Source organism: Acidisoma sp. PAMC 29798 (assembly GCF_030252425.1).
Taxonomy (GTDB): Bacteria; Pseudomonadota; Alphaproteobacteria; order Acetobacterales; family Acetobacteraceae; genus Acidisoma; species Acidisoma cladoniae.
Genome location: NZ_CP126994.1, coordinates 4,030,511 through 4,052,255, shown reverse-complemented (window position 1 = coordinate 4,052,255; position 21,745 = coordinate 4,030,511). Strand labels below are relative to the sequence as shown.

The following is a 21,745-nucleotide window of genomic DNA, read 5'->3' as shown; positions in this document are numbered from 1 at the left end:
CATGGCCGATAGAAGCATCGACACTCTTCCGCGTGACCGCCTTCTTGGCGAATTCTCGCTCTGGTCTGCGGACCTCGCGCATATGGCGGCCGACCTGAAACGCGCCGAGGCGCATGCCGACGTGTTTCACATCGACGTCGCCGATGGGCGTTTCGCGCCAAGTTTCCTGTTCTTCCCCGATCAGGTTGCGCGTATCCGCACCCTGACGCAGCGGCCCTTGCATGTGCATCTGATGGTGGAAGGCGATATCGTCGTCGATCAGGCGCACCAGTTCGCCGATGTCGGCGCCGATCTCATCACCGTCCATGCCGAGAACGGCGCCGCCGCCCATGAGGCCATCACGATCATCAAGGATGCCGGCTGTGCCGCGGGCGTGGTGCTGCGACTGGAAACACCGGTCGTGGAGATCGACAGTTTCATCGACACAGTCAGCTTCGTCACGCTGCTCGGCACGGCGATCGGCGTGAAGGGCCAGGTACTGTCGGAACTTGCCTGCCCACGACTGGTGGAGGCACGGGCGATCATCCACGCCCATGGCCGCGAGAGCGCCATCCATCTGGCGGCCGATGGCGGCATCCGCCATGAGACGGTGCCGCGCCTGCGGGCCGCCGGCGCCGATACCGTGGTGCTCGGCTCGCTCGCCTTCGGCGACCCTGACCTTACCGCCCGCATGACCTGGCTGCATGGCCTGACGGTCGGTTGATGCGCGAGGCGGCCTTCGCCATCGATCTCGGCGGCACCGAGCTGCGCGCTGCGCTGATCGACCGTGCCGGCGATATCCTGGCCTGTGCCACCATGCCGACCGATGCCAAAGGCGGCCCAGCCTCGGTGATGGCGCAAATCGCCATGCTGACGCGCGACGTGCGCGACCAAGCGCCGGATGCGGCGGTGATTGGGCTTGGCGTGGGCGCGCCTGGACCGCTCGATCCCGTCGCGGGGATCGTGATCGCGGCGCCGACGCTGACGGGATGGCGGAATGTGCCAATCGGCGCTCTGCTGTCCGCGCAATTCGGATTGCCGGTGCATCTGGAGAATGACGCGAATGCCGCCGCAATCGGCGAATGGCGTTTCGGCGCTGGGCGCGGCGCGCGGTCCATCGTGTTCGTCACCGTCAGCACGGGCATTGGGGGCGGCGTCATCGCCGATGGTCGCATTCTGCATGGACGCCAGGGGCTTGCGGCGGAGATCGGCCATATGACGATCGCGCAGGAGGGTGAGCCCTGCTTCTGCGGCACCATCGGCTGCTGGGAAGCGCTCGCTTCGGGCAGTGCCCTCGGCCGTCGCGGCACGTGCATGACCCGCGCCGGTGACGGGTCAATCCTGCGGGCGCTTTCGGCGAATGGCGCGGTCAGCGGTCGTCATGTCATTGAGGCGGCCCGGATGGGGGACGCGCAGGCGCGCGCGCTGGTGGCGGAAGAGGCGCGGTGGCTTGGCATCGGCTTCGTCAACCTCCTGCATCTTTATTCGCCGGAGCGGCTGATCCTGGGTGGCGGCATCGCCAATGGCCTCGACCTGATGCGCCCCGTCATTGCAGAGACGATCGCGGCGCGCGCCATGCCACCCTACCGGGACGTGCCGCTGGTGGTGGCGGCGCTGGGCGGCCAGGCCGGCTTGATGGGGGCCGCCAGCCTAGTCTTTTCGGCCTCAGCCGCCGCACACGACGAGGGCGACACCGGCGGCGTCTAGGACTTGCCGCATCGCATCCGGCGGCGGTGCATCCGTCACGAGGATATCGATGCGGTCGAAGGCCCCAACCCGCGCGAAGGCGGTGCGGTTGAATTTGCTGTGATCGGCGACGACGATGGTGCGACGTGCGATATCGATCATGCTCGAGGTTTCTGTCGCTTCCTCCAGCCGCCCCATCGAAAGCCCGGCGGCGGATATGGCCGTGACGCCGACGACGGCGGTGTCGGCCGAGATGCCGGCGACCGAGGCGAAGCCCACGGTCCCAATGGTGACCTGGGACACATCCCAATAGGTGCCGCCGAGAATATGGATCGACCGCACCGCAGCCTCTGGCGTTGCCGGCGGCAGCCGTAGATTGTTGGTGATGACGGTGAGGTTGCGCCGCTCGCCGAGCGCAGCCGCGACGGCGCAGGTGGTGGAGCCGCCGTTCAGAATGAGGGTTTCGCCGTCGGTGATGAGCTGCGCGGCAGCTTCGCCGATCCGCCGTTTCGCGTCCACATGCTCATCCATGCGGCGGATTAATGTGCTGTCGACGCGGACGAGTTGGTCGTTATGGACCGCGCCGCCATGGGTACGAATGAGCAGACCGCGCTGCTCCAGGAGATCGAGATCGCGGCGGATGGTGTCACGCGAGACGCGAAAATGCTCGACTAGCTCGATCACTGTCGCCTGGCCACGCTCCTTCAGAATCGTGAGAATCTGATTCTGTCGGAACACGGGAAGCGCCGCCATCGCCATGCTTGCCGTATCGCCCGCGCCGCTCATGCCATTCGTCCGATTTCGAGCTCAATACTAAAGGTACTCTCCCACGAACGGCCAACAATGTCTTGCTTTGGTTTATTAAACACTGCCCGTGCCGAGGCACGGTCAATGCATCGTTTTAATGCGAAAGCTTCAATCGCAGATGATACTAGCGGTAGGTGACAGAAATGACCTCCGCTTCTCGGGACCTGCTCCCAAATCAATGTTGTTGAAATGGCTCAATCGAAATGCAAGAGCGGGAATAGTTAGCTGACCGCGCTTAGCTGATGGTCTCTGGCATAGCTGCGGGTATTGTCACAACAATACGCCTCAGGCGTTGGTCTAAGCTAGGATGGTCTTATGAAGACTGACCTTGCCCCGACACCCGGGACAGACGCTCGCGGTTTGAATGGAGCGCACGGTGATCAGCGCGCTAGCGCCATCGCTCGTGACCTCATCGACGACGAAACCGCGCGGAACGAGAGCCGTGGCGCGAAAAGTTTGGGGCACGGCAGCGAACTCCCTCGATGATCCGAGCCAGACAGCACCTCAATTCCATCAAAAGTGAGTCAGAGCCCCTTTTGCACGCCGATTGACACCCAGACGCGCCAAGACGGCGTTCGGGCGCGCTCTAGCAGTTGCTGCAGGCCGGTTCGGCGCGTGCCAGCGTGCCGCCGGCCGAGTAGTTCAATTGCCGCGGGGCAATCATGCGTGCTCGATGGCGCTCGTAGAAGAAGCCGGCTACCCCGATAGCGCCCTACGATTCGAACACCTCTACGGGGTGGCAAGTGCGCTCAAGGCTTCGCCGATCCTGGAGGATCACTGATGGCGCGATCGCCGCTCCACGGTCGCCGGATCCATATTTCCGGCAGCGTCGTCGAGGACGTGGCAGTCGCTGCCGGAGACGATGTCCGCCTAGCGCGCGAATCGGTCGCTGAGCTGGTGAAGGCGTTGGTGCGCCGCGGCGCCAACTTCGTCGTGCCGGTGGATGCCGAGCCTAAGCGAAGGGCGGACGGCCTGCCGATCTGTTTCGACTGGCTGATCTGGCAGACCTTGCGGGACAACCTCACGCACCCGCCCGCCGGCGTTCCGGCCCGATGGTAATCGCAGTTCAGCACCACAAGAGCGAGGACCAGATACCGCCCGAATTTGTCGACCTGTGGGATGACCTGCGTAGCAATCTTGCCTTCGTTCAGATCGAGAACGCGGCCCATTGGAATATGGCCAGCAAGCGCATGGAGGCGCAGGCGCGCGCAGGGGACAACTCCGGTCGAAACGCCCTGGACGGCTCGCGCCACCATCAGCACCGTGCTCGTGTTCGCTTCGATGAAGAGAACAAGCGCCAACGCATTGAGCACGAGCGCGGCGAGGATCATTGGCTTGCGGCCGACGAAATCCGATAATTGCGCGACCGCCAGGAATGTCGCGACCATGGTAAGCGAATAGATCGCGAAGATCAGCGTAATCTCCAGCGGCGTCAGACCGAGTGTTTCTTGGTACAGCCGATAAAGCGGCGTTGGGGCACTGGCAACAATCGAAAAGTTGATCGACGTCAAAGCAGCGTAGCCGGCGGTAAATCGCAGCGTCGCCTTGTTTGTAAGCATAAGATTTGTAGTCGTGGACATGAAAGTCCCAACTGCTAAGTATTCTGATTTATCTGCAAAGCCAAAGTATGCGCCGGTCGGTCGATGGCTAAGGCCTGTATTCACCTCCTCAGGAGAGGCGAACCAGCATTTCGATCTCGACCTTGATTTCCGGCTTGTATAGTGCCTGGACGCCGATCGTCGTGATGCTGGGCATCGCGTCCCCGAGCAGTTCTCGCAAAGGTGTGACGGCCTGACCGAAGGCTTCGCTGGTCGCATTCACGACGTAGACACGCAGCATGACAATGTCTTGCGCGGTCGCCTCTAGGTCGTGGAGTGCGGCGGCGAGGCTGGCCGTTGCAAGCTTTGCTTGGCCAGCGATGTCGTTGGGCACGTCCTCATGGTCCGGCGTCACTGCGACTTGGCCGGACAGGAAGGCAAGGCGACCTGGTTCGACGACACTGATGTGCGACCACCCGCGCGATGCCATATCCCACATCGCGTAGCTCCGGGTCGGCCGGGGCGATCCGATCCCAGATGACGAGCCCTGTCGAAGTGCCGCCCCGCAAGTGATGCACCGGAAACTCGACGATACCGGCGCGGAGACGGACGGAACAATCGGAAGGATGTGGAAGCATTTGCCGGTCATAGTACCTCTAGTTGCGTGTGTTACTTGGCCATCGTGGACAGCCAGGGCGGATCTGGCTGGAAGCGCGCGGCCAGCCAATCGGAGAACGCCTGCGTCTTGTTGGGCAGGCCGGCGATCGATGGCTTGACGATATGTATCGCGCCCTCGTCCGGGATGCGCCACTCAGTTAGAACGCGCACCAGCGTTCCAGCTGCCAATTCGAAGCGTGCGAATGCGAGCGGGCTGGGGACTCACCGGAGCGATATGGTTCGCCAGATTCGACAAGGCGGAGAAAGGCGGCCGCATGACCGAACAGAGATGAGCTTACCGTCTTCTGATAGGTTCGCGCCTAGCGTGCCACGGGACTAGGAAATTGTGCTCGCTTTGCCATCGCTGTCATGGCCTTATTCCGTTGTCTAAAGTTCTGGTGGCGGCCGGCTATCATTTCACGGCTATCGCCTTTTCAGCCCGACCGCCGCGATCACCCGTGTTGACCTTGACCCTCACGGATTTCACCGGTGCCCGACCGCTATGGTAGAGTGTGTAAATGACGTCGAATTATAATGGTATCGAACGACGAAGGCCGCGCCGACGTCGCAGCCGCACCGTCCTCGGGATACTGAGCGGCGCGTTGGTGGGTGGCGTCTGCGCCGTTGGTCTGCGTCTTGGTTATGCATCCATCTTGTCGATTGGTCCGATCGATGGTTTCGGCGACGCGGTGCTCCGAGTTTTCCTGCTGACCGGCCTTCCGGCCGGTGTTCTCTTCGGGGCCGCGATGGGTTGGCGCGACGTCCCGCAACGGGGCTTTATGGCACGTTTGTGCTGGAGCGGGCTTGGAATGGCGTGTGGCGGCGTTTTGTTCGGCGCCGCCGCATTCGGCCTGGGCCTGGCGTATTTCCACTTCTTCCCCTTGAGCCCCGACGAAGGGGGTACTGGTTACGCGCTGTTTCTGCTTATCCTGCCGGCCGGGATCGCGACCGGATCCATATCCGGGGCCGCCGCGGGCTGGCGGCTTGCCCCGTGAGAGGCTTGGGGTGACGGCAGGGTCCACCCCTTGAGCGTCGCCGTCAGGCCGGCTTGGCCGCCGATCACCGACCCACGGGTAAGTTGGCCGGCAAACGGCACTGAGCAATAAATCGGCGTTATTAAATGGATACCTAACGACCTGGAGCGGCTATTTCCAGAGACTGGAATCCCACACCTGCGCGCTTTCGGCGAGACTGTCGGTCATGTTTTGAAACAGGTTACGCAATATCTGTGGAGAGATGCCACTCATCGGGATGACGGCATTTGCATAGAGTTCCTCACCCTTGCCATCTGGTTTCTTTTCCATTGAAAAATAGAAGTCCGCAGAGTTGTTTTCCTCGAGCAGTTTGGTCAGATTCAGCTTCGCCAACTGAGCCGAATCATAAGTTATAAGATCCGCATAAGCATACGCCAGCGTATGGCTCGGATTGATTTGAAGTCCGGTCGGATACACATAATTGCCTTGCTGCAATTTAAACTGAATAGATTTGCCGCTTGGGGACAGTGTCGTATCATAGCCTAGATTGGTAACCATCTGCTGCAGCTTGGCCTGATCAGGATTTTCCGGCGACAGCGTGCCAGCTGCGGCGATTCCGCCAGCCAATAAAAAAAATGAAGGGATAACGACAAACACATACCGTCTCATCAAAGTCACCTTTATAAGTTATGAGGCTAGGTATCTAGCCCAGGGCAAGGGTTTTCGATCTAAGTACAAATATTCGATCTAAAAAATCAATGTTTAAAAGCTCTCAAAAGGCCTGATCCGATGTTTGCCAATTCGTTCAATGCTGGTGACATTATTAATTGTCCGCGCAATGACTGTCTACAATTGTAGAATTGTCGTTAATTGTTGAGTATAGCACCAGATATCTCTCGTATTCAAGACCGAGCTTTTTATTGGTCTTTTTATACCAAACTAAGTCTTTCCCTTGACGAACAAAATAGTCGCTGACTTCGGCTGCGTATTTTGGGCAGATTCCATAGCCAGCACTTTCATCGCCGCCACAATAACGCACGAACAATCTATTGTTTTTCAACTTGCCTTTGAGCTGCCCGTAAACACCCGATCCACGGGTACTTCCATCGCTCCACTCCCCCGTAACATCACTTCCTTTTTGAGACAATCGAACTGAAGCAACTTGCTGCGGGCCACAGGTCTGCTCATAGATCCACTTGCCGTTAAATAAATCATTGGCCCATGCGTGACTCATACTAAAAAAAGTTAGCAAGGTGAAAAACGTCAGTAAAACGTTCTTGGGTTGTTTAGGGGACACAGAACCTCCGATTGCACGATCAATTTCGACGTCAGTTTAAATCGATTCGCGCCTTGCTGCTTATAGACATATATAGGCATCAAGAAGCGCATTGCCTCAGCTTACAGTATGACTCATGACTGGGCGAGTTGCGAGAGACCAAAAGTCGGTTCAATGCGCAGCGCGCCAGTCGCGCCGCGTGGACGACTTCGAAACAAATCCCTGATGAGGGAACTTCCCGTCCGGTTCGACCATTAAATACCATCCATCCTCAGAAGGTCTTCGCTATCGCTCGCCTACAAAGTTCATCCGTGCCACCGTAGCAACCTGATCGTGTACGGTAATTCGGGGGCAACGACACACCCATGACGGCGGGGGATGTCGGCCCTCCGCTTTGCTCCTCCATAGTCTTAATTCTGTCCATGCCCGGGGGCGTACTTTAGTTGCCTAGCAAATTTTCAACGGCTAAGCCGCCCCTGACCAGGCTTTCACTTACAGACAACGAAACGGCTCCGACAAAGTCAGCTACCTCTCTTCAGCTTATCATCCAAGTATGTCTCTTGGTTTGAGATGCTATGAGACCAACTTGACTCCATTTCGTGAGCAATGTTACTCAAACCATCTGTGATTTTAACACGATGATTGCATCATCAATCTATTTGGAATAAGCAATGTTCTCTTGTGCAAAAACAAGAATTATCAAGAGGTGGATTTCCTTATCAGCGATTATGATCGCGCTTACGGCAGGACTTGCCGCCTGTGGCAAAGGTAATTCAACCGCTAGTTCGATATTGATGGGCTCGACTGGAGTGAATCTGTTGAATAGTGTTATCAATCCTCATCCGGTGACGTCCAGTGCCCAGGGCAGCACACCGACTGGCGCCCCCGGCTACGATCCGAACACCATGGATCACACCCCAGGCGGGATGCCGATCGAAATATACCAACAACAGCAAGAGCAACAGCGCGAGCAGCAGCAGCAGGTGAACGAGCAAAATGGACAATAAGATCTGATTTCGTCGCCTCCGTGATTGCGCACTGCTGCGGATGGGACTCGTCAGGGGCCGACGCCGTGCCGGATTTGCCGCCACCCTTGTCGAGCATCTCGAGACGCACGAGCGTGGGCCGGAAAAGCAACTGGTGGAGGGGAGCGTTATCGACGTCAGTGCGTGCTGGGAGGGGATCGATTGCTGCAAATTCAATTGTCGCCGTGGCGCCATTGGCCAGTCAGTGACGACAACGGCGGTCAGTTCCGTTTAGGACAAAATAACCCGTCAGGACGCGATCGACGTCGGACGGCGGATTGTCCAAGCAAAAGCGGCGTAAACCGCAAGCTTATAGGCGCGGTCGATGTGGGTCGACCGATGCTAGTAGCTGAAGAGGGCTCCGCGTGCCTTTTGGCAACGATCGTCTGCCCATTAATTGCGAGGTTTTGATGCGCCTTCTTCGTACCGTTATCTTCTCCCTCGCGTTAATTTCTTCGGGAGCCGTCGCTCAAGTGAAAGATAGCCATGGAAACTTGCTCTCCATCGGTAAACCAACGACATCGTCAAAGGATTTTGATGGCGGAACTATTAGCCGAGGTCGCGCCGCCAAATGTGCCGTAGATACTGACGCTCCGAAGGCATGTACGTTCTATCCCCGCAATGGGAATGGTAGCTTTGCCATCGATGTAGGCGGGTTAGCTTACTATGCGATTAAATTGTCCCTCACAAAAATCGACGTTGATTATGACAATGGCGCAAGGATGGTTCCACTGGGTTCCTATACGCGGAGCAGTCGTGACCCGGCTTGTTGGCTACAAGGAGCCTCTCATAAGATATGTGTGTATTAGCAATGCTCTTACTAACTAAGCTGACGAAGACTTCGACGTTTGCCGCAATGCCCCAATCACGGACCATCAGTTGCAGCAGAGTGCCGGCCTGATCGTGACGGGCCACGTCATCAGCTTCGACATTCAGAAAGTCACTTCCTACCCGGAACACATCGGCTTTCGGCTCTAGTTGAGGGCATAGCGTCGGTTGTCAGGTAAACAACGTTAAGGGGGAACGGGTCCGGAATATTGATCATACGGCGGTCCTGTTTCTGCCGAGATTAAGCGGCCGGCGGCGATCTTCGGTCGCGGCAGCACGATCCCAAAGGAAATCGCCGGAGAAGCTGATGTGCTCCCAGGTGAGCGTCGGCGTATGGACGAGAAGCTCGTCGGGCACGGGTTTGCCCTGGTCGCGCAGGTGCTGGACGGCATCGGCCAGATAGGTCGAGTTCCAGTGAACGATCGCGGCGATCACCAGGTTCAAACCGGAGGCGCGGAACTACTGTGCTTCGTGGCCGCGATCGGCGATGCGGCCCTGGATGAACGTGCAGCTGACGTGGGCCAGCACGTGGCGCTGCTCGCTCTTGTTCAGGCCGGTCTGGCAACGCCAGGCGTAGGTCGGGCGACTCAAGCCAGTCCAGCATGAACGTTGTGCGCGCGACCCGCCCCAACTTCTGCAGGGCGGGGTCGAGTTGGTTTTGCCGATGAAAGGCGGACAGTCGCTTCAGCATGGCCGAAGGCAGCACGGTGCAGGCCTGTAAAGAGGCGACCAAGCGCAGGGGCGGCGTGCAATCCGACATTTGCTAACGCGTAAAAGTTCTTATCCCGGTCTGCTGAGTAAAGCTATCAACGTATAAAGGCAGGCATTCATTCCCTGAGGGGGCACATATCGTAACTTTCATAATGGGACCCGCCGCTTTTGCAGATTCTATCGCTCCGCGCAGCAAAATACCAACCAAGCACACTGCAATAACTGTTAGAGTGCCCTTTGTGTAAAGATCGATCATTCGTTTTATCCTTCTTATCGATATGATGCAGTGGCCGCGTGATATCGTAAGATCGTTTTTGCTTAATGATGCGGAGTTGGCAAGACTACACTGTCATTCACCACTGCGACCGGCACAAACCCCGCCCAGCACCCCATCGCCGCCCCAAACGCCCGAAAAGCCCCTCACCCATACGCCAGAGCCGCCACGCTAACCACCGCGTTGCGCGGCAATCTCATCACCACAGCTGCGCTGCGTCTCACGGCGCCGGATGTCTCTAAATAGAGACAAGCAAAAACTATCTGGCTGTGGTTGAACCGCTCGGATCGAAGTATCGATGGCTCTAAAAGCTTAGGAACGAGAATGAGGCCGCTGATGAACCGCCAGTTGTGGCTCGTGACCGCAGTAGTGCTGGGGACCGCCGCGTTTCAGGCTCACGCGGCAGACCGCACGGTTCGACTCGAGGCTGCGGCCGACCTCAGGTCCGGGATAGCGGCGATGCCACTGATTGCCGAGCCGGCTAATAACGCTGAACGGAAGATCAACGAAGCCCTGCACCGTCTCGATGCGACCGTCCTGAAGGCCGCCGCGGCGTGTAAGGCATCGGACAGTGAGCACAATTCCTGGGACCGGAGCGTGGACGTCGCGATGCAGGGGCCGCGGTTCCTTAGCTACGCGATCTCCGACAATGAGTTCTGCGGCGGAGCGCACGACGACTCCTCGACGATGGCTATCGTCTATGATCTCAAGACTGGCTCACCCGTGGATTGGAGCACGCTCCTGCCACCGTCCCTGACTGGCAAGCTGAGCCTCGACATGGGTGCGGACGGTACAAAGATGGTTACCCTGTCCGGCCGGACGCTCTATGCGCTGTACCTCACCGCGTATCGACCGCGAACTGGCGACCCCAAGAAAGATGCATACGACGATGACTGCCGCGACACGGTGGCGGAGGCCGGCGTTGATGGCGCACCGCCGGGCATGATGGCGTGGCTCGATGCGAAGACGGCGGGCCTAGTGGTCGAATTCGATCTCCCCCATGTGTCGCGTGCCTGTGGGGACAGCGTGACGATTCCGGCTGCAGCGCTTCGCGTCGAAGGCTCCAATGCTACCTTGGTCGACGCGCTTCTGGCGGCATATGGACATCTCGTCCCACCGCCCTGAGGGCGATTGAGTCGCGCCTGTAAGGGCCCGGGACGACTATGCGATGCCGCTATATCCGTCAGGGCAGTGTGGGCCAGAGAGATGGACTTGCGTTTTGGCTATTCCACTTTCAAGCCGTTGGCAGCAGCTAATCTCCTATTATTTAGGGTCGATTTCCTTTCAGTTTGCAGATGCCCATGAGAGCTCGACTACCTCTGAAAATTCTAGCTCTCGTCGTGTTCGCGGTGACCGACCTGAGCGCCGCCGCCGCCCGGGCCGCAGGGTTCGATTGCCAAAAGGCAGCGAACCACATCGAAAGACTCATCTGCGCCGATCCCGCCCTGTCGGATCTCGATTCCGAGTTGAAGCGGGTCTTCGACTCGATCGAGGACGAGACGTTCAGCCATAACGCCGAGCCCCCGTACCAGACGATCGACCCGGTCGGCCACGACGAGATATCTTGGCTGCGGACGGTACGCGGCAAATGCACCGATTCGCCCTGCCTAAAGCGGGTCTATGTCGCCCGCATCGCCGAATCACGGCGACGATGGGCGGATGCGCTGCCAGATAATGAGAAAGAGACCGCCTCCCTGGCAGGGGTTTATGTCAGGGAGCAGACCGGGGACGGAGTACACACCGATGATGGCGGAGGCTCACTTGTTGTAGAGCCGCAAGGCCCAGGTTGGCGGGTCACGGCCGATATTGAAGGCATCCCCGATGGCGCCGCGACGCACCCTGACTGCAGGTTCGAGGCAAACGGAGCTGTCTCGGGGCAGGCGTTCAAGGGGATGCTCCGGTCGGACGAAGAAGACCTTCCCAGCTTGAGAGCCAAGCCGCCACCTCGCTTCGACTTCGCCATCACCGCCGTATCGTGGTTCACGGCACTAATTCGATGGTCCTGTGCAAGGACGGTCGCGTGATCCTCGACGGCATCTACGTTAAGACGACCAGATAGACCCTCCTGCGCTGGGAAACGAGCTTATTGTGACGCGATCCTTACTTGCCTGCTGCTACCACGACCTCAAGGTGTGTGGCGCCTATCTCTCGAACGCAGTAGCGCGTGGAGGCCGATTGAGAATTTCGTCGATGCTTTTGGCCGTGATTTGTGGGTTGCTCCAAACCGACCCAGCATTTGCGAGTGGTTTGCTGCCATCCGTACCGATCACGGCTGGCCCCTTCCCGAATTTCGTCGGGTGCCTGAACTATGTTGAGGCGACATATCGACGACAGGTGGCCATGGCCATGCCCAAACCCTTGAGGAGTCCACATGGGGGAACTCATCAAACGATTCTTTCGACGAAAGGGGTTGTTCGAGACGTGGGCGAACGGGCCACCTACAATTCCGAAATCGGACATGTAAACCGGGCTGTCGACATCAACTTTCGTCTGATAGTCACAAGCTATGACTGGGAGCGTTATACTCTCAGTTGCCAGGGTGCAGTCTTCACCGGCTCGCAACAAAACGGCTACGCCTCCCAAGGTACTGAGCCAATTCTTCCGGGCAAACCTTTGGTGGTTCCGTCGCAATGATGCCTTACGCCTCCGTGCCAATGAAGATGAGACATCGACGCTCCAGAAGTTTACCCCTGAGGGCGCAGGTAAAACATCGACCCGGCCCCAAGATCACTATCATCTGCGCGCCAGATGTCGTGACCAACACCGACACAAGGTCAGCGCCTCGTGCGGGGAGGGGGTCGATATGGCTTCACTATATTCGAGGGAATGCGCCATGAGAGTCTATTGGCTTGCAGTCGTCGCTATGACAGCGGCAACGCTCCCATCCTCTGCCCACGCGATCAACTGCGCTCGTGCCGTTAGCCCGATCGAACACATGATCTGTGGCAGCCCGGCACTCCTGCACGCCGATGCGGCGATGAACCGAGCCTATATCGCGATCCTCACAGCAGCACCGGATGCAGAGATCCACGCCATGCTGGTCGCCAGTCAGAAACGATGGATCGCCGCGCGGGACGAAGCTTTCGGTAAACTAGACAACGCTACTGATGGCCAAACCGGCGAGGGTTTCTCAAAAGCCGTGCAGCATAGCCTCATATCGGACGCGATTAAAGATCGCACGAGTGTCCTCGCCCAAATGTCGAAAGACGCGCCGACGCAACCCGTCCTGATCCAGACGGCTTTGCGGCAGCGGCGGTTCGCCGCGCAATTCACAGGCGGTACTTTCGCAGGTTTCGACACGTCCTGCGATTTTTTCCCAGACAACAGTTCCGACAACAGTCGCGAATATCAATGTTTCGCCACGCATCATTTTCAGAACAATAGTCGTATTTGCAGTCAGGGGCTGGATTGGGCGACGTACCGGACCTATTCCTCCGGTAGCGTTGCGGATGTCATCGAGGGGAAGCCGAAGCTCGTCGCGACCTGCGCAGATGATGACTGCGGAGACGACGACACCGGTGCCGGCGCCCGCTGGAACCTCCATCCTGAAACGGCAAACGGCAAAGCCTTCCCGCACTCGCTACCTCAGCTGGATGCCGAGGCGATGGATTCCATGACCGACGATCAGCCGTCCTGGCTGAAGACCTGCCTTACCGATCAGAACTTTCCGCAATCAGGGCCGCCGAAGTGATGTGGACGAGCCGAGCGTGAACTCGGCCCGCGGCAACGGCACGCTGCGACACCTTCCGAGCCTCGCAAACGTCGCTCAATAACCCATCGCCTTGGGAGAACTTCGAAACCTTGGGGCGCGCCGGATCGTTTGATAATCTGCACCATCAACATCCAAAATCCCGCAGGGTGTGACGCCGCTTGTTACGACCGTCGCCACCATCAGCGAAGATAAGCCGAAGCCAAGGATGGAGTCTGCGAATGGAAGCCAGTAACGTCACAGCGGCCTGCCGCCCAGCCTTCTCGCGCGACGCCCTCCCTACTGCACTTCATCGACGACCTTCTGAATATTGTCGCGGCGCGGGGCATCGGCGGGCGCCAAGACAAGTGATTCCCGGGTCTGGCGCACATTTTGTGACGCATGACCTGCTTGTGGTTCTTGGCTTGGATTGAGCGGGATAGTGTCCTGTATGAGCAAATCCCTGGTTATGACACCGCTGGCTGGTCTTGACGTCCAGGAGGTTATCCGCACCAACGCGGGTTGGATGATAGCATCCACAGGGCCGGGGGGCGGCCCCTGTCCATCGTGCGGAATTGCCTCGAATGCCCCCATGGTTCCTACCGCCGGTCACTGCAGGATCTACCTGTCCAAGGATCACCGGTGACGATCAAGCTGACGGTGACCAGGCTCAAGTGCCTGAACCGGTGTGCTCTCGGCGGACGTTCGCGGGCTCGATGCCCGAAGTCACCGGTCCTACGGCGCGCCGTACATCGAGAGTGAGCGAGATCGTGCGCCTGTTGGGTCACAATGCGGGTGGGCGTCCTTCCGGGCGATTGCTCGCATGCTTTGGTATGGCCGTCAGTGGTGACACGGTTCTGCGGCATGGCCCAGAACCTGCGCGAGATGATCGAGAAGCAACTCGGCCGCCTGGAACGCCCGCTGCGCGCAAGGCTCGGCCGCCATCGAAGACGAGGACACGAGGGCGCGCTTGCATCGCCTCCGGCAGGTCGGCTTCGAACAGGTCCGGCTGCTGTATGATGCCGGCAAAACGGCCACGGCGATCACCAAGGAACTCGGTCTCAGCCGCAAGCGCATCGACAAGTGGATACGCCTGCAAGCGCTGCCTGAACGCAACGCCATGGCTCCGACTCCAAGATCGCCAGCATACTACCAAGGCCACCTGTCCCGCCGGTGGGCCGAAGGATGCACTGTAGTCCGTTGCCTCTTCACCGAAATCCAGCGCCTCGGCTTTACAGGCTGCTACAAGCACCTTTCACAGTTCGTCTCGTCGTGGCGGCGGAAGACAGAGGGCACGCCAGGCAGTCGCTGTCGATGCGCTGAAGGCATCGTCCACCGACTTCTCCGTGATGCGGGCATTTGCGATGCGCATCCGAGGCATCCTCCGAGGTCGGGATGGCAGCAAGCTGGATCCCTGGTTGGATGAAGCATAACACTCCGGTATCTACGCCTTGCAGCGCTTTGCAAGAACGTTGCAAGGCGATCTCGACGCAGTTCGCAATGCGGTTATCGAGCCGTGGAGCAACGGGCAGACCGAGGGTCAGATCAGCCGACTGAAAACAATGAAGCGCGCCATGTATGGCCGCGCAGGCATCACGCTCCTACGCGCCAGTATGCTTCCGCTTCAAACCATCAATTAGCACAGAATGTGCGCCAGGCCCTCTTGGTGGAAATCGACACTCAGAGGGCTTTCAGAGGATTTTTGCTCTCAGTGCGAGCGCGACTGCTTGAGCCCGCGTATTGGCTCCCAACCGTCGCTTGGCTCGCTCGACATGAGCATGGGCGGTTGAGGGTGATATTGCCATAATCGCGGCAATGTCACTGTCATTTCGTCCATCGGCCACGAGGCTTAGCGCCTGGAGCTCTCTTGGAGGCAGCCTTGGGGCCAATGGTTGCGGGTCAACGCCGAGCGCCTGAGCTTGGGAATACGCCGCCCTCGAGAGGTGAGTGATTTCGGTCCGCCGGTCGCTGTCCAAGCGCCTTAAAGAGGCGGGTGCCGCGAGGCTTACGAACCCCCGCTGCGTTCCTGGCATATCAACTGGAACGAGAAAGCCGTCTGCCCATCCTAATCTGCGACAGGCGTCAAAAACGCGGGCGCCTTTGTCCGGCCGCCGGCGCTTCAGTTCAGTCCAAGTAAATGGCTCCGGCGAAGACTGCATTTCATCGATCGCGCTATCGTAATGAGCAAAACCATTGATCGCATAATACTCGATCCATTTTGGCCAACACACTATAGATAACGCGCCGAGCCCACCCGAGGTGGGTGCCTGGCCGAAGGCAAAGGCATTGATCCCGAACGGCCGCAGCACGGCCATGAATGAACAGCAGAAATCGTTCAAAGCGGGCGGTGTCACCGTGACGGCTGCCCCTACCGTTTTTGAGTCAATCATGACAATTCATTGTCCGAGTTGGTGGAAGTTATGCAGATGCTTTCGCCCAGGTTCAGTCTGCAGCAGCCGTCCGAAAAAGCCGTGATCAGGGACAAAGACTTATGGCCCCGAACAGCGAAATCGGCGTCCGGATGTAGCTAAACGGATACAAGCCGGCTGGCAAGAAAGCAGGTAACGTTGAATAACAACGGGGTAAGGCGGAGAATGGGCGAGGGAGCGACGAGAGCGACCTCCGGTGAAGACCTGCCATGCGCCCGTTTTTGAATTGCCAAAGAAGGTTTAAAATATGCTGCATCAGAAAGTCAGTCAGTTTAACGGGGCTCCTGGGCTGGCAATAAGTTTTCGACCCCATCGGTTGATGATCTACCTGGCTGGCTTGACCGCTCCGTTACTGTTGACCGGCTGTGTCATGCCGCCGCGCTCATCCAGTAGCTCTCAACAGGCTTTAGGCGCCGTGCCCGCCCAGGTCGCTCCTGCGGCCGCGACGCAACCTTACGTGCCGCCGGATCCGCATGCGCTTGCTGCTTATGAGACCGCGGCAGAGAAAGGTGATGCGGAAGCCCAGCATCAGCTCGGCCGTTACTACAGATATAAGGGGAGTTACCCCGTTGCCGCATCCTGGTTCCGCAAATCGGCGGAACAAGGAAATGCGGAAGCAGAGTATCAGCTTGCAGACTGTTATATCGCCGGACGCGGCGTGGCAAAAGATCCCACAAAGGCCGTGTTTTGGGGCAAAAAGGCGGCTGATCAGGGCATCGGCCCCGCCCAGTTTAATCTGGCCGACGCCTATTACTTTGGGAATGGGGTGCCCCGGGACTACGCGGCCGCCGCAGCCTTGTACCGGCGCGCTGCGGCTCAAGGCATCGTCGACGCGGAATATGATCTGGGCGTGTTGTACACGCTGGGACAAGGTGTGCCGCAGGACTACGCTCAAGCCGTGTCCTTATACGCAGCGGCGGCAGCCACGGGTGACGCAGATTCCGAAACGTCGCTTGGCAATCGATACTATTACGGCCAGGGCGTCGCCCAGAACTACGCCACGGCCGCCGAGTGGTATGAGAAGGCCGCAAAACAGGGTGAAATCAGGGCGGAATATACTTTAGGCACCATGTACATAACTGGTCAGGGCGTGCCGCAGGATATGAAAACGGGCCTGGACCTCGTTCATAAATCGGCCGCGCATGGAAATGATGCGGCCCGGCAGTTCCTGTCCTCTCTCGACAACCAAAAATCAAGCTCCCCGAACGCGGCAATTCCATACTCTCCGAACACTTCCTCCTCGCCCTCAACCAGCAACACGCAGGATGACGACGACGCTGAGCGTACGCGCCAGTATCAGATGGAGGAATATCAGCTGCAGCAAAGACAGCAGCAGCAACAGCAGCAGGACTGGTGGGACCAGCAGAACGCCGCAGCTGCTGCTCAACAGCAGCAGAATCAGCAGGAACAATACCAACAACAGCAGGACCAGCAGGAGCAATATCAGCAGGAACAGGAGCAGCAGGAACAATACCAACAACAGCAGGACCAGCAGGAACAGGAGCAGCAGCAACAAGAGCAGCAGCAAGGCTATTGACCATGTCGGCGCGGCGGATGGGTTCAGGGCTCATACCAGGGTGATTCTGGATCTCGATCTGTAAAGGGTGACTATTATGAGACGATATCTGTTTGGCATTGCATCGGCGATGTTCCTATCAGTTCTTCTGGTCGGGACCTTTCATGCGGAAGCTCAAACACCTCCGCCGACGCCGGCTTCGGCTCTTTTGGACCAGTGCAAGAACAACTCGGATGACGTCGAAGCCCTAGCGGCCTGTCAGACGATCCTTCAAGATAAAGCGCAGACGCCGCGCACGCGCGCAGCTGTCTATGGTTTCGCAGGCAATGATGCTCTCGACGAAAGCCAGTTAGACTTGGCGCTCGTCAATTTTGGCAACGCCCTGGCGTTGGATCCCAATTCCGATCTTGCTTATGCAGGGCGAGCTAACGTCGAATTCATCAAGGGTCAGTATGATCAGGCAATTACTGACGCGCAAAAAGCCATAAAGCTGAGCCCGAACACGCATCCGGATGCCTATTTAGTGCTTGGCACGCTGGCCGACCGAAACGGGGACCATGACGCTCGAATTGCGTATATGACCAGGGCTATCGACATAATGCCAAGTTTCGCCGCGGCTTATGCCGGACGAGGGCATGGCTATTTGGATGAGAAGAAATTCACTCAGGCTTTGACTGATTTCAGTAAGGCGATTGCCCTTCAGCCCGCGCTAGCCGCTAGTCTCAAATCAAGTTTCTTGATTGTCTATATCGAACGCGCCAGCGATTCTATGAATCTTGGCCGATATCAGGCAGGGATTGAAGATCTCACCAAGGCGCTCCAGGTGGACGGAACAAACGCCAGGGTTTTAGGCGATCTTGGCGATGCCTATAATGTGACGCAGCACTATTACAAGGCGGTCGTCGTTCTCACAAAGGATATCACAATCAATCCGGACTATCCCTTTGCCCATACAAATCGAGGAATCGCATATCTTAATATTGGCAAGTTCGACCAAGCTCTTGCCGATATTAACAAGGGCATCGAACTCGGTGACACCGCTGCCACAACCTATTTTGTCCGAGGCGAGGTGTATCAGAGCCTGTCCAACAAAACGGCGGCCCTGAAAGACTACCAGAAATCCCTCGAATTGACGCCGCCAGACTCGTCGTATCGCAGCAACATTCAAAAAGCCATCAATCAGTTCGGCCAGTGAGCGTCTGCCGCTTGATAACACGCGAGATATAGCCATGATCGAACTCTCACGACGCCGGGCCCTGGCGCTCAGTTCCCTTGCTGCGGCAGGGTTGCTTTCGCCCATTTGGCGGGCTGACAGCGAGACACGCATTGAGGGATTACGTGCGGCCTCAGCACGCTTCGGCCTTGGTTTGCTTATTCGTCTTGCTGAGCAAGGTGATGCCAAAAAGAACAGGGCTGTTTCGCCCGCGAGCATCATGGAGATATTTGCACTTGCCGATATCGGGGCTGGACCGGAACTCCATGCGGCGCTCAAAGCGCTCTTCACGCTGGACAGTGACGGGGGTTTTGATGCGCTACGCGCTGCCATTGCGCGCCTGAACACTGGTAGGAACTCGAATAGTCCTTTGGTCGGCATGGATGCCATCTATGTCGACAAGCAGTTCTTGATCAAAGAAAGTATCCGCGACGCCTGCGTGGCGCTGCACGCGCCCGTCACCGCGCGCCGACTGGTCGATCCAGATGTTGTGAGAGAGATTAACGCGCGGGTCAGAAGGGCGACGAGGGGCGCGATACCGTCCATCATCGACGGCCCACTGAGCGGCTCCGGGATGGTGCTTGTCAATGCGCTCTACTTTAAGAGCTCATGGCAACAAACCTTTGAGACTAAGGAGACGCGGGATACGGATTTTCATCTCGCGGGTGGCGGCATGAAACCCATTCCAATGATGCAGGGCGGGATCCAATTGTTATCTGCGGCTCAGAAGGACGCTTTTGCCGCCGTCCGATTGCCGTACGAGGCAAATGGCTACTCTCTGATCCTGGTCGTCAACCGCGAGAAGCCCGCTCAGATCGCGGAGTTTCGCCCCGTTGTGCGCTGGCTCGCTGGGATTGGCCTATCAGACTACAATGTAACGTTGTCGGTTCCACGATTTTCGTTCAACGGCGGCGGTGACCTGCTTCCCGCACTTGACGCGATGGGCTTGGCGCCAGCACGCATGCGGCCACATGCCTTTGCCGGACTTTCTGATGCCCCGCTGCAAATCTCTGCGGTGCCGCACAAGGTCGCCATCACGGTCGATGAAGGCGGAACCACGGCGGCTGCCGCGACCGCTATCGAGGCGCCGACGGGCACTGCACCTGAACCCATCAGCATCCGGTCTCTCGACTTTATCGCCGATAAGCCGTTCATGTTCGCCCTCCATGAAGACAAAACAGGTCTCACCTTGATGGTCGGCTATGTCGGCGATCCTGGCGAAACGACATAAGTGGACTTCAGCAGGAACAAAAACCGAATGTAGATGAGCGATACGGGCACTGAGATGTCGCCGGCAGATTCCCAAGCCTGTGTTTTGACAACCAGGTGATTTCAAAATCGATTCGATTGCACGCATGAAGCAGGGGGGCGAACCCAGTTTTTTGTTCCCAGCGCGGATGCCCCTTCCATGTCATGTGGACGCGGGATCCTACTAAGACAATCTCTTTTTCCTTGGAGACAGATCAATGGCCTCAAAACAAGGTCGCGAAGTGGCACGCACGCGCCGCACCCTTCGGGTTATACTGTACCCCGTGCTATGGATGGTCGCAGGGGCATCTCTTGAGTTCTTGGTATTTGTGGTGATCGGCATGCGTCAAGATCATGTCACACTGCAGAACGATAATCGCTGTAAGGAAGATCTTGTGGCGATACATGCTATGGTTGACGATACATTTAAAAAGCTCTCGCTTGATGAAAGCAAATTCCCTGGGATCCAAAACAAGATCACGTTAATGCAAAACACCTGCACCAATCAAGATGTGAAAAGCGCGGAAGCTATAGGGATCGACATTGCAATGACCCTCTCGTTTCTCAGTGATAGTGCTCAGGTGAAGCATGCACCAAAACATGAGTAAACGTTCAACAAACAGCACATGCGCGCTGAGGCTCTGGAGCTCATTCCAGTGAAGGCCGTCTTCACTGATCAGCCTCCCAAAATTTGTTGTGCCATCAAGACTATGTTGCAGACGCTCGTTGTAGCCTTCATCATGATGCGTTGCTTGTCACGCCCTAAACGACCTTAACACGAGCGGCATCCATGGCGCGCGCTTTGGCCGCTGCCAGGTCGGGCTTGCCTGATCCAAGCATCGGGACTTTGTCGATGACAAGAACCTCGCCTGGCACCGTGAGGTCCGACATTCCGGCCTTTCGGGCCGCATCGATCAGCGGCTGTCGCCGCGCGTCGGGCTCGGTTGTCAGCAGCACCACCCGCTCACCCTTCCGGTCGTCAGGGCCTTCACCTGCTTTCACGCGCTCCAAGACTGAAAGGTGCGTGAGTTGCCTGCCGAGCGACATCATCGCCTTCGTGGTGTTCTGCCGGCTGCGCTACCGGCTGACGCTACGGGACCTGAGCGAGATTATGGCGCTGCGCGGGATCGAGATAAGCCACGAGACCGTCCGCGACTGGGAGGTGAAGCTGTTGCCTATCATGGGTGACGCGCTGCGCAAGCGGCGTCACGGGACCGGTCGCGCAGCCGGCGTCAGCTGGTATGTTGACGAAACCTATCTGAAGGTCCGCGGCCGGTGGTGCTACCTCTACCGGGCAATCGACCGGGACGGAAACTTGATCGACGCGATGCTGAGCGAGCATCGCGACATGCAGGCGGCCAAGGCCTTCTTCCGCTCAGCCCGGGCGACCATGGGCATTCGGCCGGATCTGGTTATGACAGACGGTCATGGCTCCTACCCGAGAGCGATCCGCATCGTGCTGGGCAAGACCGTGCAGCACCGGACCAGTGTCTATCTGAATAATCGCCTTGAACAGGACCATCGCGGGATCAAAGGCAGGATCCGATGTATGCGGGGCTTCAAAAGCCACGAGGCTGCCGATCGCTTCTGCCGAGAACATGGGGAACTCCGCAATCTTGTTCGCCTTCGTCGCCGTCACAACCAGATCGTCTCCGCCTCTCTCCGCCGCGCCCGCTTCGCCAAAGCAACCTCCATTGCGCTCAACATCATGCAGAACGCGTAGATCCTCGTGCGTGCCGCGTAGAACTTCAGAATGCCGGCGCGACACCTGACAGAACCGGCCATCCCATAATCACACTTCTCCGCGTCGGGGGAATCGCCAAGTCGCGCTTTGTCCACGCAACCTAATGCTTGCTGTAGACCTCGCCGGTAACAGGGCGTCGGGCATGGTGAAAT

21 protein-coding genes and 2 pseudogenes are annotated in these 21,745 nt (G+C 58.1%); 14 read left to right on the top strand and 9 right to left on the bottom strand.

All coding sequences use genetic code 11. The annotated features are described in order from the left end of the window. Nucleotide 1 precedes the first annotated feature (1 nt). Both QP803_RS19465 and QP803_RS19460 read left to right on the top strand, forming a co-directional pair. Complete coding sequence (locus tag QP803_RS19465) at nt 2–703, top strand: ribulose-phosphate 3-epimerase (RefSeq protein ID WP_284945124.1); 702 nt, start codon at nt 2–4, stop codon at nt 701–703. Next, nucleotides 703–1,686: an ROK family protein gene (locus tag QP803_RS19460; protein WP_284945123.1), complete on the top strand. Its 984-nt coding sequence runs from the start codon at nt 703–705 to the stop codon at nt 1,684–1,686. Before QP803_RS19465 ends, QP803_RS19460 begins: the two co-directional genes overlap by 1 nt. Here the strand turns inward: QP803_RS19460 and QP803_RS19455 are convergent. Then, the gene (locus tag QP803_RS19455; RefSeq protein WP_284945122.1) at nt 1,645–2,451 is read right to left on the bottom strand and encodes a DeoR/GlpR family DNA-binding transcription regulator; all 807 of its coding nucleotides are present in this window, start codon (nt 2,449–2,451) and stop codon (nt 1,645–1,647) included. The genes QP803_RS19460 and QP803_RS19455 overlap by 42 nt on opposite strands. 801 nt (nt 2,452–3,252) lie before the next feature. Here QP803_RS19455 and QP803_RS24080 point away from each other — a divergent pair. After that, the gene (locus QP803_RS24080) at nt 3,253–3,531 is read left to right on the top strand and encodes a hypothetical protein (RefSeq protein WP_434082929.1); all 279 of its coding nucleotides are present in this window, start codon (nt 3,253–3,255) and stop codon (nt 3,529–3,531) included. Between the two features lie 167 nt (nt 3,532–3,698). On the opposite strand, the pseudogene QP803_RS24075 reads toward QP803_RS24080, so the two are convergent. The 3 genes and pseudogenes from QP803_RS24075 to QP803_RS19440 form a co-directional block, all read right to left on the bottom strand. Beyond that, nucleotides 3,699–4,031 (bottom strand): annotated as a pseudogene (locus QP803_RS24075) (MFS transporter); the annotation flags it as partial. A gap of 109 nt (nt 4,032–4,140) precedes the next feature. Then, complete coding sequence (locus QP803_RS19445; protein WP_284945120.1) at nt 4,141–4,500, bottom strand: RidA family protein; 360 nt, start codon at nt 4,498–4,500, stop codon at nt 4,141–4,143. A 179-nt stretch (nt 4,501–4,679) separates the two neighbouring features. Next, nucleotides 4,680–4,838 (bottom strand): hypothetical protein, encoded by a 159-nt coding sequence (locus QP803_RS19440; RefSeq protein WP_284945119.1) that lies wholly within the window; start codon nt 4,836–4,838, stop codon nt 4,680–4,682. Nucleotides 4,839–5,185: 347 nt separating this feature from the next. Between QP803_RS19440 and QP803_RS19435 the strand changes: the two genes are divergently transcribed. Beyond that, nucleotides 5,186–5,662, top strand: coding sequence for a hypothetical protein (locus QP803_RS19435; RefSeq protein ID WP_284945118.1), 477 nt, complete (start codon nt 5,186–5,188; stop codon nt 5,660–5,662). Between the two features lie 150 nt (nt 5,663–5,812). Here QP803_RS19435 and QP803_RS19430 read toward each other — a convergent pair whose 3' ends face one another. Continuing rightward, entirely contained in the window at nt 5,813–6,298 is a 486-nt protein-coding gene (locus QP803_RS19430; protein ID WP_284945116.1) for a hypothetical protein, read from the bottom strand. Between the two features lie 166 nt (nt 6,299–6,464). Next, nucleotides 6,465–6,938: a hypothetical protein gene (locus tag QP803_RS19425; RefSeq protein ID WP_284945115.1), complete on the bottom strand. Its 474-nt coding sequence runs from the start codon at nt 6,936–6,938 to the stop codon at nt 6,465–6,467. 650 nt (nt 6,939–7,588) lie between these two features. Here QP803_RS19425 and QP803_RS19420 point away from each other — a divergent pair. Next, nucleotides 7,589–7,924 carry a hypothetical protein gene (locus tag QP803_RS19420; RefSeq protein ID WP_284945114.1) on the top strand — a complete coding sequence of 112 codons (336 nt, stop codon included), beginning with the start codon at nt 7,589–7,591 and terminating at the stop codon, nt 7,922–7,924. A 1,059-nt stretch (nt 7,925–8,983) separates the two neighbouring features. Here QP803_RS19420 and QP803_RS19415 read toward each other — a convergent pair. Further along, nucleotides 8,984–9,509, bottom strand: a pseudogene (locus tag QP803_RS19415) (Tn3 family transposase); the annotation flags it as partial. Nucleotides 9,510–10,091: 582 nt separating this feature from the next. Between QP803_RS19415 and QP803_RS19410 the strand changes: the two are divergent. The 4 genes from QP803_RS19410 (at nt 10,092) to QP803_RS19390 (ending at nt 15,083) form a co-directional block, all read left to right on the top strand. Beyond that, complete coding sequence (locus tag QP803_RS19410; protein ID WP_284945113.1) at nt 10,092–10,880, top strand: polysaccharide deacetylase family protein; 789 nt, start codon at nt 10,092–10,094, stop codon at nt 10,878–10,880. Between the two features lie 215 nt (nt 10,881–11,095). Beyond that, nucleotides 11,096–11,779: a lysozyme inhibitor LprI family protein gene (locus QP803_RS19405; RefSeq protein ID WP_284945112.1), complete on the top strand. Its 684-nt coding sequence runs from the start codon at nt 11,096–11,098 to the stop codon at nt 11,777–11,779. Nucleotides 11,780–12,588: 809 nt separating this feature from the next. Next, entirely contained in the window at nt 12,589–13,446 is an 858-nt protein-coding gene (locus QP803_RS19400) for a lysozyme inhibitor LprI family protein (protein WP_284945110.1), read from the top strand. 1,439 nt (nt 13,447–14,885) lie between these two features. Beyond that, a complete protein-coding gene (locus QP803_RS19390; protein ID WP_284947967.1) occupies nt 14,886–15,083 on the top strand; it encodes a transposase in 198 nt (65 codons plus the stop codon). Between the two features lie 51 nt (nt 15,084–15,134). Here QP803_RS19390 and QP803_RS19385 read toward each other — a convergent pair whose 3' ends face one another. Next, a complete protein-coding gene (locus tag QP803_RS19385) occupies nt 15,135–15,833 on the bottom strand; it encodes a helix-turn-helix transcriptional regulator (protein ID WP_284945109.1) in 699 nt (232 codons plus the stop codon). A gap of 286 nt (nt 15,834–16,119) precedes the next feature. On the opposite strand from QP803_RS19385, the gene QP803_RS19380 reads away from it, so the two are divergent. From QP803_RS19380 to QP803_RS19365, 4 genes are all read left to right on the top strand, one after another. Continuing rightward, nucleotides 16,120–17,409, top strand: a complete 1,290-nt coding sequence (locus QP803_RS19380; protein ID WP_284945108.1) for a tetratricopeptide repeat protein — start codon at nt 16,120–16,122, stop codon at nt 17,407–17,409. Between the two features lie 76 nt (nt 17,410–17,485). Continuing rightward, nucleotides 17,486–18,583: a tetratricopeptide repeat protein gene (locus QP803_RS19375; protein WP_284945107.1), complete on the top strand. Its 1,098-nt coding sequence runs from the start codon at nt 17,486–17,488 to the stop codon at nt 18,581–18,583. A 34-nt stretch (nt 18,584–18,617) separates the two neighbouring features. Continuing rightward, the gene (locus QP803_RS19370; protein ID WP_284945106.1) at nt 18,618–19,832 is read left to right on the top strand and encodes a serpin family protein; all 1,215 of its coding nucleotides are present in this window, start codon (nt 18,618–18,620) and stop codon (nt 19,830–19,832) included. A 235-nt stretch (nt 19,833–20,067) separates the two neighbouring features. Further along, nucleotides 20,068–20,457: a hypothetical protein gene (locus QP803_RS19365; protein WP_284945105.1), complete on the top strand. Its 390-nt coding sequence runs from the start codon at nt 20,068–20,070 to the stop codon at nt 20,455–20,457. Between the two features lie 154 nt (nt 20,458–20,611). Here QP803_RS19365 and QP803_RS19360 read toward each other — a convergent pair whose 3' ends face one another. Beyond that, nucleotides 20,612–20,851, bottom strand: a complete 240-nt coding sequence (locus tag QP803_RS19360; protein WP_284945104.1) for a hypothetical protein — start codon at nt 20,849–20,851, stop codon at nt 20,612–20,614. A 22-nt stretch (nt 20,852–20,873) separates the two neighbouring features. On the opposite strand from QP803_RS19360, the gene QP803_RS19355 reads away from it, so the two are divergent. Next, nucleotides 20,874–21,572 carry an IS6 family transposase gene (locus QP803_RS19355; RefSeq protein ID WP_284945103.1) on the top strand — a complete coding sequence of 233 codons (699 nt, stop codon included), beginning with the start codon at nt 20,874–20,876 and terminating at the stop codon, nt 21,570–21,572. Nucleotides 21,573–21,745 lie beyond the last annotated feature (173 nt).